Raw genomic sequence first — 10,989 nt, 5'->3', positions numbered from 1 at the left:
GGACGGCCCGGCGGATGCCGGGCCGTGACAGAGATATCACTCGAGACGTCACTGGGTGTTCTTCTCGCTCTGCGACATGATTTCCGGCGCAGTGAAGTTCACGCCACACGGTGTGAACTGGTTCGGTGCAAAGAAGTTGGCCTTGAGCTCAGGCCAGTAGTTCGTGCCCGGCTTGAGATCCTTGTAGGTCGCCACCGGAATCGGGATCGAGATCAACTGCGGCATGACGTTGCCCTGCAGCGCCGAGATCGCCGCCTTGGTCGCGATCGCCACCAGCGCCGGCGACTGGCCGTAGGACATGCCCTTCAGTCCGTCCTTGGCGTGATCGGCGATCTGCTTGCGGTACTCATTTTCGCCCTCGCCCGACATCGGCACAAAGGGATGCTTGGCGGCCATCAGCGCCTGCACGGTGCCGTCGGATCCGCCTTGGGTGAATACTCCGTCGAAATGGCCGTGCACAGCCAGCGCATCCGCAGTCACCTTCTGCGAGGTGCCGGTGTCCCAATTGCCAACCACCTCGGTGATTTTGAAGCTGTTGCCGGGCGCTTCCATGACCTCGCGGAAACCGAGATGACGATCGCGGTCGACCGAGTTTCCGGGCAGGCCGCGGACTTCGAGGATGTCACCGGATTTCTTGCCGCTCTCGTCGATCAGCCATTTGGCCGACATGCGGCCCATTTCCTTCTGGTCCTCGTTGACCATCATCACCTTGTCGGTGTCGAGGACGTTGTCGAACGGCACCACCACGACGTTGTTCTTGTCGGCAAGACGGATGATGCGATCAAAACCGTCGGGCGCGACCGCAATGGTGACGATTGCGTCGAAGCCTTGGTTGATGAAGTCCTCCATCGCGCCAAGTTGCGCCGCCACATCGGTCCCGGTGGAAACGACCTTGAACTCCTTGATGTTCTCCTTGATACCCGGCTGATCGGCGAAAGCCTTGGCAGTCTTCACCATCTGGATGCGCCAGGTGTTGCCGACAAAACCGTTGACCAGCGCGATCCTGTAGGGGCCCGCCTTCTTGGGCCACTGGAAGAATTTGGTCTCGGACGACCATGGCTTGAAGCAGGCGGGGTCGGCGCCGGGGCCGGAGACGACCTTGGGACCTGCCAGAGCACTCACCGATGACAGCAGCAAGCCGGCGCAAGCCAGCCCCGCCAGACGAAGCGTCCACACCATGTCGTGTCTCCCTGAGCGTTTGTGTTCCACCCTAACGCGGCGCGTAGCCATGCCGGGAATTGACCTTCCCGTGCGTGTATCGCGCTAGGATGGCACGCAACTTGCGATGCTGACAAGCCAAGGGCGGACGCTCCGGCGCGAGGCACGATCTGAACGCACGGCCAACCGACAACAATTGTGGAAGCAGAAAGCGTAACAATGACAGTCGGATGTTCGTGGGCGGCAAGGGATTGTGCAACGGCGAAGCTGGCCATGGCCGGCCTTTCATCGTGGCATCCACGCGCGTGACGAAAAAAATGACACTCAGGGAAAAGTGTGAATCGCTACGGAGCCGAACGAAGCCCGCTTGCTGAAGCTGGGTTGAAGCCGGAAGCTGGGACTACTTGCTTTCGTCCGGCGGGGTGGCGTGGCGCTCCTTCGCTGACATGATGGCTGTAGGAGCGCTGATCGCTCGCAGCTCCTCACTCAGCAGCTCGAAGACGATATCAGGTATCGCACTGCGACGGTGGCTCGCGAACATGTCACTTGCTTGACACGTTCTGAAGCGCCGGTCTCTAATGTCCTTCAAGGTCCTGCGGTTGGACAGGCAACACTTTCTGCCCCCAAGCAAGAACAGGCTCGACTGCCCCACCCCAGCGACTGTCAGGTCAAGGGTGCGGAATCCAAGATCGTTTCCTGGGAGGGAACAATGGACAGACGCCAGACGCTCAAGCTGATCGGTGGTACGGCCGCGTTGGCCGGTGCCGGTTTTCCGGGCTTTGCCTTTGCGCAAGCCCAAAAGGAAATGGTCACGGTCGTGAAGATCGCGGGAATTCCGTGGTTCAACGCACTTGAAAAGGGAATCCAGAAGGGTGCGAAGGATTTCAGCATCAATGCCACTATGGTTGGCCCGGCGAACGTCGATCCGGCACAGCAAGTAAAGCTCCTTGAGGATCTGATTGCCAAGAAGGTCAACGTGATCGGGCTGGTGCCGCTTGATGTAAAAGTCTGCGAGCCCGTGCTGAAGCGCGCACAGGCCGCGGGAATCAAGGTCATCACGCATGAGGGTCCGGAACAGGAAGGCCGTGACTGGAATGTGGAATTGATCGACTCCGTTCGCTTCGGCGAGGTGCAGATGGAACGTCTCGCCAAGGACATGGGCGGCGAAGGTGATTATGTGGTCTACGTCGGGACTCTTACGACGCCACTTCACAACAAATGGGCCGATGCCGCGATTGCCTACCAGCAGAAGAATTTTCCAAAAATGAAGCTCGTCGCCGACCGCTTCCCTGGCGCCGACGAGATCGACACCAGCCAGCGCACGACGCTTGACGTGATCAAGGCCTATCCTAACCTGCGTGGTATTCTCGGCTTCGGTTCGAACGGACCAATCGGGGCCGGAAATGCTGTGCGTCAACAACGCCTTGGAAAGAAGATCGCCGTTGTCGGCACCGTGCTGCCAAGCCAGGCGAAGTCGCTTATCGCAGATGATACGATCCGCGAAGGTTTTCTGTGGAATCCCACCGATGCGGGTTACGCGATGGTCGCGGTGGCCAAACTCGTGCTCGATGGCAAGCCGATCACGGATGGCGTCGATGTACCCGGCCTCGGCAAGGCAGCCGTCGACGTTGCAGGAAAGCAGATCAAGGTGGACAAGATCATGCGCATCAACAAGGAAACCATCGACGGTCTGATCGCCGGAGGGCTCTAGGCCGGCATCGGTTTAGTCGCCTCATCGCGCTGCATTCCTGGCCCTTCCGGTCGGGAATGCGGTACCTCTCGGGTGATCGCACGATCGAACGGTCCATTGCAGGCGAACCTTTGGCGACTTTCCTGGAGATGTCCGGCATATCGAAGCGCTTCGGCGGCGTGCACGCGCTCCGCGACGTCGATCTCACTCTGGAAGTCGGCGAGGTGCATTGCCTGGTTGGTGAAAACGGCTCCGGCAAGTCCACCCTGATCAAGATCATTTCGGGCGTCGAGGCAGCGGAGCCTGGCGGCCGTATCGCAATTTCCGGCAAGGAATATCCCAAACTAAACCCGGTCTACTCCACGCATTGCGGCATTCAGGTCATCTACCAGGATCTTTCGCTATTCCCCAACCTCACCGTCGCCGAGAATATCGCGATGGCGCACCATCTTGGCGGCCTCCATTCGGTGAACTGGGCCTCAATGCGCGCCACCGCGAAGGCCATAATGGCAAAGATCGGCGTCGAGTTTGACCCGGACGCGAAAGTGTCAGAGCTCAGCATTGCCGGACGCCAGCTGGTCGCGATCTGCCGCGCCTTGGCTGCGGATGCCAAACTCCTGATTATGGATGAGCCGACGGCATCGTTGACCCGCCACGAGGTGAACGCCCTGATCGCGCTCGTAAGCGAGCTGAAGCGTGCTGGCATCTGCGTCGTTTTCGTCAGCCACCGTCTCGATGAGGTGCTTGAAATCGCCCAACGCGTGACGGTGCTGCGCGACGGCGCCAAAGTCGGTACTTTTGCTGCAGACACGATCGATGGGCGGAAACTCAGCCAGCTGATGACCGGCAAGTCCTTCGAGTATCAAATACAGGCGCCTGAGCGTGCCGCTGGCCCGGTTGTGCTGGAAGTTAAGGGCCTGGGCCGCGAGGGCGAGTATGAGGATGTAAGCTTGCAGTTGCGGGCGGGCGAAGTAGTGGGTCTCACCGGTCTGCTCGGCTCAGGGCGAACCGAATTGGCGCTATCCCTGTTCGGCATGAAGCCGCCCGATCGCGGCACCATCGCACTTGACGGGCGGCCCATCGCCCTCCGTACAAATGCAGAGGCGATCGATCGAGGGATCGCCTACGTATCCGAGGATAGGCTTACGCTTGGTCTCATCCTGAATCAGTCCGTCACGGCGAACGTCACGCTTACGGTGCTGGATCGTCTGGCTGGCGCGTTCGGCTTGATTACCGCACGCGCGCGACAGACCCATGTCGCTCGGTGGGTTGCTGAACTCGGGATCAAGGTCGCCAATCCGGCCAACCCGGTGAAGACGCTCTCCGGGGGCAATCAGCAGCGGGTCGTGCTCGCCAAATGGATGGCGACGAATCCGCGGGTGCTTATCCTCGATAGCCCCACGGTGGGCGTCGACATCAGCGCCAAGGACGGCATTTATGAAATCATCCGGCGGCTGGCCCGCGACGGCGTTGCGGTGCTGATGATATCAGACGAGATACCCGAGGTCCTTTATCATAGTCATCGCGTGCTGGTGATGCGGGAAGGTCGCTTGACAACCGACGTGCCTGCCGCAGGCACTTCCGAAGATGCGCTTCGGCAGGCCGTCAATGCCTGAATCGCACATCACATCGTTCAGCAGGTTTCGTCGCAGCCATGAGTTCTGGCTGCTGATAGTCATCCTCGGGCTCTGCGCCAGCTTGGGCTTCGCGAACGCCCAATTCCTGACTATGCAGAATCTGTTTGATCTGCTGACCTCTTATGCATTTGTCGGCATCCTGGCGCTCGGGCTGCTGGTCGTGCTGATCGCCGGCGGAATCGACATCTCATTCACCGCGACCGCATCGGTAGCGCAGTATGTCACACTTTCGCTTGCCAATTCTTACGGGGCGAACTGGGTCGGCGTCTTCGCCATCGCGATTGGAATTGGCGGTGCGCTCGGTGCCCTCAACGCGTTCTTCATCCAGAAACTTCGAATACCATCGATCATCGTTTCGGTCGCGACGCTGAACATCTTCTATGGGCTTCTGATCTTCTTCACCGGCGGCAAATACATCTATTCGTTGCCTGACTGGTTTGCGACCGGAATATTCTGGTTCGAGTTCGAATGGGGCAAGGATAGCTCGTACGGTATCAACCTGCAAATCCTCGCGCTCGCGCTGGCATTTCTCGTCACCTGGCTTCTGCTTAATCGAACTAATATTGGCCGGCAGATCTATGCCATGGGAGGCAATGCCGATGCTGCACAGCGGCTCGGCTTCCACATTTTCGGCCTCAACATGCTGGTCTATTGCTACATGGGAGTCATGGCCGGAATCGCCTCCCTGATTCAGGCACAACTCGCGCAGTCCGTCGCCCCGACGGTGCTGGTGGGCAAGGAACTCGATGTGGTCGCTGCCGTCGTGCTCGGCGGCGCCAGCCTGATGGGCGGCGTCGGCACGGTCTTCGGCACGTTTCTGGGCTTGACGCTGCTCGCGGTACTCCAAAATGGAATCATTTTGCTGGGCGTTTCGTCTTACTGGTCGCCGTTCTTCGTCGGCTTGGTTATTCTCATTTCGGTCTCTGCGACCGCCTGGTCGCAGCGCGAGCGGCGAAGCCAGAGTGCATCCCGATGAGCAATGTACCCGCCCTCTCACTTCGCCGGCGCATGGTCGTCCTCGCCGGCAGCGGCACGGTCGCCACCCTCGTCCTGCTGTTGTTCGCGCTCTGGGTCGTGTTCGCGATCACGATCGGCGACCGGTTCTTCTCGGTCAACACGCTGCAATCCATGGCTTTCCAGATGCCCGAACTTGGCATCCTCTCGCTCGCGATGATGCTGGCGTTGCTATCTGGTGGACTCAATCTTTCCATCATCGCGACCGCCAATCTGTCCGGACTGACCATCGCGTTCCTGCTGACGCGCTACATCCCGGGGAGTCAGGGCCTCGCCTGGGTCGGCATTCAGGTGTTTGCGATCGCTGCAGGATTTGCAGTGGCCGCATTGGTCGGCCTCCTCAATGGTTTTGTCATCGCCTATCTCGGCGTTTCGCCGATCCTAGCCACGCTCGGCACGATGACGCTCTGCAAGGGTCTCGCGATCGGCTTGTCGCGCGGTAACGTCATCTCCGGATTCCCGGAGCCGATTGTGTTTATCGGCAACGGAACGGTTTTCGGGGTACCCTTTGCTCTGATCGTACTCGCGTTCTGCGCCTTGCCCGTCGCGCTCATGCTGAACGCGACGCCGTTCGGTGCGAAGGTTTACATGATCGGCTCGAACGAGAAGGCGACCCGCTACTCCGGCGTCAATACCCGCGCCGTCCTTCTCAAACTCTATGTATTTTCCAGCTTGCTCGCGGGCGTGGCAGCGGTGGTCATGTTGGCACGTTTCAATTCGGCCAACGCGGCATACGGCGAGAGCTACCTGCTCGTCACCATTCTTGCGGCCGTCCTCGGCGGCATCGATCCGTTTGGTGGCTTCGGCAAGGTTGGCGGGCTATTGCTTGCACTGATCATCCTTCAGGTTATCTCCTCGGCATTCAACCTTCTGAACCTTAGCCAATTCCTCACGTTGGCGATCTGGGGTGGAATCTTGATTGCCGTTGCGGCGGTTCCTCATTTCGCCGGCAAAGCGCCGCGGTAGCCAGCGATGATGAGTTCGATGGTCTCGACCACTATCGCGGTTCTCGACATTGGCAAGACCAGTCTCAAGCTGTTGGTGGCGAGTGACGACGGGTGGCCCCTCGAAACACATGCGATTCCGAACGTGCCGATGACTCAGGGCCTATACCTCGCCTATGATCTTGCCGGGCTGGAGGAATGGTTTCTCGATACCCTTGCCAACGTGTCTCAACGCCATGCCATCGGCGCCGTGATAGTGGCTGCGCATGGATGCGGCGCGGTTCTCGTCGATGGCGATGCGCCAGTGCTGCCGATGATGGACTATGATGCCGTCTGTCCACCCGAAATCGATGAAGCCTATGCCCGGATCGCGCCGGGTTACGATGAGGTGTTTTGCGGAATTGGAGGCGCGATGCGGCTCGGAAAGCAGCTGCTGTGGCAGGAAAGCGCATATCCCGTCGAATTCGCCCGCGCAAAAACCTATCTGACCACTGCGCAGTTTCTCGCCTTGTGGCTTGGCGGACGTGCGGCCAGTGAAATCTCGCAGCTCGCGGCTCAGAGCCATATCTGGGACCTCGTCCACCATCAGCCTTCCTCTCTTATGCGCAAGCGCGGTTGGAGCCATCTGCTGCCCGAACGCGTCGCAGCCGGCGCGGTGCTAGGGACGGTTTCGGAATCCATAGCGAGGCGCACTGGCCTGGCGCAATCGACCGAGATCCTCTGTGGCGTGCATGATTCCAACGCCAACCTGTTTCGCTACAAGGCTGCCGGCATGGCCGATGCCTCGATCCTATCGACCGGCACCTGGATGATTGCATTTCAGCGCGACCTCTCCCTGGGCAAACTCGATCGCACGCGCGCGATGGTGCTCAATATCGATGTTGATGGCGAGAATGCACCTTCGACATTGATCGCGACCGGCCGCGAATACGACCTGATCCGCGGGGAACATCGTGCTTCTGATGCAGCTGTCCTCGCCGCATTGTCGGCCCTGCTGTCGAAGGGGACCCTGGCGCTCCCCTCTTTCATTGGCGACGACGGATTATTTCCGGGCGCTGCTCGCCGCGGACGGGTCATCGGACCGTCTCCCGAGACGCCTGCCGAATGGCAGGCATTGGCACTTCTCTACGCAGCGTTCAGCGCAAACCGCTGCCTTGATGCACTTGAGAGCTCAAAATGCGTAGTCATCGATGGTGGCTTTGCGGCGAATTTGCCCTTCGCCCGCTGCATTGCGACCTTGCGACCTTCGCAGAGCGTCAGGGTGAGTCAATCACCGCACGGAACGGCGCTTGGCGCTGCGCTGCTGTGGCGGCGATTCTCGCGTACGCAGCCGGTTTCGAGCGTAGTACTTGAAGCTGTCACATCGCTTAGCAATGATGGGTTCGAGCCGCGCGGCCTTTCCACCGCCTACCAGTCCTGGATCGCTTTCTCGGAGCCCGCCTCATGACAGACCACAATCATGCCGATCTCCGCCAAGGTATTGTCGATACCTGCCGGCAGATGAATCGAAACGGTCTCAATCAGGGCACATCTGGCAATCTTTCGCACCGAATTCCAAATGGCATGCTGATCACGCCCACCAGTATGCCCTATGATCGGATGCAGCCAGAGGACGTTGTCGCGATGGATTTTGCCGCGAACTACCAGGGCAACCATCGTCCTTCATCCGAATGGCGGTTTCACCGCGATATTCTACGAGCACGCGAAGACGTTAACGTCGTGCTCCATACGCATTCCACCTTCAGCACGATTCTCGCCGTGCACGAGCGTGGCATTCCCTGCTTCCACTACATGGTCGCAGTTGCGGGTGGCAACGATGTTCGCTGTGCGCCTTATGCTTGTTTCGGCACGCAGGCACTATCGGACTACGCCCTCAAGGCCCTCGAAGATCGCAACGCTTGCCTCCTTGGCCATCATGGCTTGATCGTGACGGCCCAGACCATTGAAAAGGCGCTTTGGCTCGCCGTAGAAGTAGAGACGCTGGCGAAGATGTATGTCCACGCCTTGGCTATCGGCGAGCCGCCGCGCCTCAGCGACGCTGAAATGGCGCAGGTACATGAGCAGATGAAACGCATGGGATACGGCCAGGCGCCTGACCTTGACGATGTCGGCGATGTTCCGCGCGCCCTACCGGACTCGAAACGGACGGCACATTGATGGTGGATTTCACGGCATGGCAGGCGCAGCGCCCGCGCGCGTCACGGAAATCTTCGCTGTCGCCGAACCGAAGTGCGCCGCTTCCAGTGGACCGGCGCCACCCGCAAGCGCGCTTGCGAAGCCGCCGACGAATGCATCGCCCGCGCCCGCGGTTTCGACCACCTTGCCTGCGGCGAACGGCGGGACGTGCAGCGAGCGGTCTCGCCCGTGAAACAGCGCTCGCCGAGCGTGATCAGCACGGTACCCGCTCCTTTGGCCAGCAGCGCGTCTCCGGCGCGGCGGGCGCCGGCAAGATCGCTCACCGCGATCCCGGTCAGCGCCTCAGCCTCGGTCTCGTTGGGAACGACGTAGTCGCACAAGGCAAACAGGCGATCGTCGAGCTTGACCGCAGGAGCCGGGTTGAACACGGTGATGCTGCCGGCAGCGCGCCCGATCTCAAGCCCGCGCTGCGCGGCCGCGACCGGCTGCTCGAGCTGGGTCACGACGACGCGGCTCTCGCGGATCGCCTCCGCCGCCACATCGACATCAGCCGGGCTGAGACCACCAGCCGCTCCACTCACCACGATGATGGCGTTGTCGCCACGCGTCTCGTGGACATAGATGAAGGCAGCACCCGTCGGCGCCTTCCTTGGTCCTAGCCACGCGCGGCCTGATGCCCTCGGCTTCCCAGGTCTTGATGGCAAGGTTACCGAAGGCGTCGCTGCCGATCCGGGAGATGAAGGTCACGTCCGCACCCGCGCGCGCTGCGGCCACAGCCTGGTTCGATCCCTTGCCGCCCGGTCCCATGGCAAATCCCGAGCCCGCGATCGTTTCGCCGATCGCAGGCATGTTGCCGGCCCGGAAGGCCAGATCGACGACGAAGATGTCGAGCACAGCGACGCCCGTCTTGCTCATGGTCGTCACTCTCCGTCCGGCGCGATGACGCCCTTGGAGAACAGGAAGCAGCCGTAGAAGCGCCGCTCACCAGTGGCAATTACGCAGTAGGCCGTCTTGGCCTTTTCATAGAAGGCATGGCGCTCGACCCCGACCAGCGGCCAGGAGCGCCCCTCGGTGCGATCGATCACGGCCTGCACCTCGCGCTGCACCGGTGGCACCTCCTGGGGCTGGCCAACAATCTCCATGCGGATCGCGGCATCGTCGACAAACGTATCGAGCGGCAGCACCGAGAGGATGGCTTCGATCGCCTTTGCCGTACTGACGTTGTCGATGCGAAGCAACTCGCCCAACACGGTCTGACGCGCGATGGAGTCGGCAGGGAAATTAGTATCGCACACCACGATGCGGTCTCCGTGCCCCATTGCGCGCAAGGCATGGAGCACGTCGGCATTGAGCAGTGGATTGATGCCCTTGAGCATGTTGCGTCACTCCCTTATCTTCAAAATCGCCCAAACTCTGATGGTTCGGATGCCAACCAGTATCACCGTAAGGCGACGTCTTTAGTAGTGACAGCCGTGAACCAGCCGGAGCGCCGCTCCGGCTGGTCTGCAACTTGGCTCGTTCAGAACGGCGAATCCGCGAAGTAGAAATCTTTCGCGGCAGTCTTGGTCACCAGTGTTGCGTCTAGGATATAGCTGCCGCGAACCGCGACTTGATTGTAAAAGTTGCCGACGGTCAATTCCATGGCGGTTGCAACCATTGCCGCAGCGCCAGTGAGAAACTATGTTGTGGACTTGAATGGCGGCTAGGGAGCGTCCTGTAAACCCGGCATCCCGAAGGCAGGGAGCATCTTCTAAGTTATTGATCCTTCTCGGTGTGGCGGCCTTCTCCATCCCCTTTTGTTCCACGCTCGTTTCACCCAAATCGTTGCGATTTGCGTTTGCGCACGAGAACGGCACCCTTCTTGCGGCCCGCCTGTGCGATGCAATGCGCGCCATCCTCATGCGTGGGTGCTGCTTGCGGCGGCCGCGCCACCGCAGTGGCCGCAATCATCATCGCCGACGAGCCGGTCTCGGCCCTCGACGTTTCGGTGCAGGCCCATGTGCTCAATCTGATGATGGACCTGCGTGACCGGCTCAGACTGTCGATGCTCTTCATCTCGCACGACCTTGGTGTGATCGGGCAGATCAGCTGCCGTGTTGCCGTCATGTATATGGGCCGGGTCGTGGAGCAGTCCGGGACGCGGACGGTCCTGGATCACCCGCTTCATCCCTATACGCGCGCTGGTGGCAGCAATTCCGAAGCCGGATCCGTCGAAGCGGATCCTGGGGCGCAATCGAAACGGGTGAACCGCCAAGCCTGTTCACGCGGCCGCACAGCTGCACTTACGCGCCTCGTTGTCCATTAGCCAGCGATCGCTGCCTCGTCGATGTTCCAGAACTTCGGTCTTCCGGCACGGCAGTCGCCTGCCACAACGTATAGCCAGCAAGTGCCAACCGCAGCGAAACGACGC

At 60.4% G+C, this 10,989-nt stretch carries 9 protein-coding genes and 2 pseudogenes; 7 read left to right on the top strand and 4 right to left on the bottom strand.

What is annotated here, in order from left to right:
• Positions 1–48: 48 nt before the first annotated feature.
• Entirely contained in the window at positions 49–1,179 is a 1,131-nt protein-coding gene (locus BRA471DRAFT_RS15505; protein ID WP_007608731.1) for a sugar ABC transporter substrate-binding protein, read from the bottom strand.
• A 688-nt stretch (positions 1,180–1,867) separates the two neighbouring features.
• Here BRA471DRAFT_RS15505 and BRA471DRAFT_RS15495 point away from each other — a divergent pair.
• The 6 genes from BRA471DRAFT_RS15495 to BRA471DRAFT_RS15470 all read left to right on the top strand — a co-directional run bounded on the left by BRA471DRAFT_RS15495 (position 1,868) and on the right by BRA471DRAFT_RS15470 (position 8,600).
• On the top strand, positions 1,868–2,869 hold the full coding sequence (locus BRA471DRAFT_RS15495) for an autoinducer 2 ABC transporter substrate-binding protein (protein ID WP_007608730.1): 1,002 nt from the start codon (positions 1,868–1,870) through the stop codon (positions 2,867–2,869).
• Positions 2,870–2,979: 110 nt separating this feature from the next.
• Positions 2,980–4,464 (top strand): sugar ABC transporter ATP-binding protein, encoded by a 1,485-nt coding sequence (locus BRA471DRAFT_RS15490; RefSeq protein WP_007608728.1) that lies wholly within the window; start codon positions 2,980–2,982, stop codon positions 4,462–4,464.
• Entirely contained in the window at positions 4,457–5,461 is a 1,005-nt protein-coding gene (locus BRA471DRAFT_RS15485; RefSeq protein WP_007608724.1) for an ABC transporter permease, read from the top strand. The genes BRA471DRAFT_RS15490 and BRA471DRAFT_RS15485 overlap by 8 nt, the downstream gene beginning before the upstream one ends.
• Entirely contained in the window at positions 5,458–6,465 is a 1,008-nt protein-coding gene (locus BRA471DRAFT_RS15480) for an ABC transporter permease (protein ID WP_007608723.1), read from the top strand. The genes BRA471DRAFT_RS15485 and BRA471DRAFT_RS15480 overlap by 4 nt, the downstream gene beginning before the upstream one ends.
• A 6-nt stretch (positions 6,466–6,471) precedes the next feature.
• The gene (locus BRA471DRAFT_RS15475; protein WP_050992617.1) at positions 6,472–7,890 is read left to right on the top strand and encodes an FGGY family carbohydrate kinase; all 1,419 of its coding nucleotides are present in this window, start codon (positions 6,472–6,474) and stop codon (positions 7,888–7,890) included.
• On the top strand, positions 7,887–8,600 hold the full coding sequence (locus BRA471DRAFT_RS15470) for a class II aldolase/adducin family protein (RefSeq protein ID WP_007608721.1): 714 nt from the start codon (positions 7,887–7,889) through the stop codon (positions 8,598–8,600). Before BRA471DRAFT_RS15475 ends, BRA471DRAFT_RS15470 begins: the two co-directional genes overlap by 4 nt.
• Before the next feature lie 9 nt (positions 8,601–8,609).
• Here the strand turns inward: BRA471DRAFT_RS15470 and BRA471DRAFT_RS15465 are convergent.
• The 3 genes and pseudogenes from BRA471DRAFT_RS15465 to BRA471DRAFT_RS38330 form a co-directional block, all read right to left on the bottom strand.
• A pseudogene (locus BRA471DRAFT_RS15465) lies at positions 8,610–9,494 on the bottom strand (ribokinase).
• 5 nt (positions 9,495–9,499) lie between these two features.
• Positions 9,500–9,955 carry an RbsD/FucU family protein gene (locus BRA471DRAFT_RS15460; protein ID WP_007608720.1) on the bottom strand — a complete coding sequence of 152 codons (456 nt, stop codon included), beginning with the start codon at positions 9,953–9,955 and terminating at the stop codon, positions 9,500–9,502.
• Positions 9,956–10,098: 143 nt separating this feature from the next.
• Positions 10,099–10,239: pseudogene (locus tag BRA471DRAFT_RS38330) on the bottom strand (ABC transporter substrate-binding protein); the annotation flags it as partial.
• 276 nt (positions 10,240–10,515) lie between these two features.
• On the opposite strand from BRA471DRAFT_RS38330, the gene BRA471DRAFT_RS40080 reads away from it, so the two are divergent.
• Positions 10,516–10,884 (top strand): ABC transporter ATP-binding protein, encoded by a 369-nt coding sequence (locus BRA471DRAFT_RS40080; protein WP_283848253.1) that lies wholly within the window; start codon positions 10,516–10,518, stop codon positions 10,882–10,884.
• Positions 10,885–10,989: the final 105 nt, after the last annotated feature.

Origin of the sequence: Bradyrhizobium sp. WSM471 (assembly GCF_000244915.1) — a bacterium.
Classification (GTDB): Bacteria; Pseudomonadota; Alphaproteobacteria; order Rhizobiales; family Xanthobacteraceae; genus Bradyrhizobium.
This window is presented reverse-complemented; position numbering and strand designations above follow the sequence as displayed.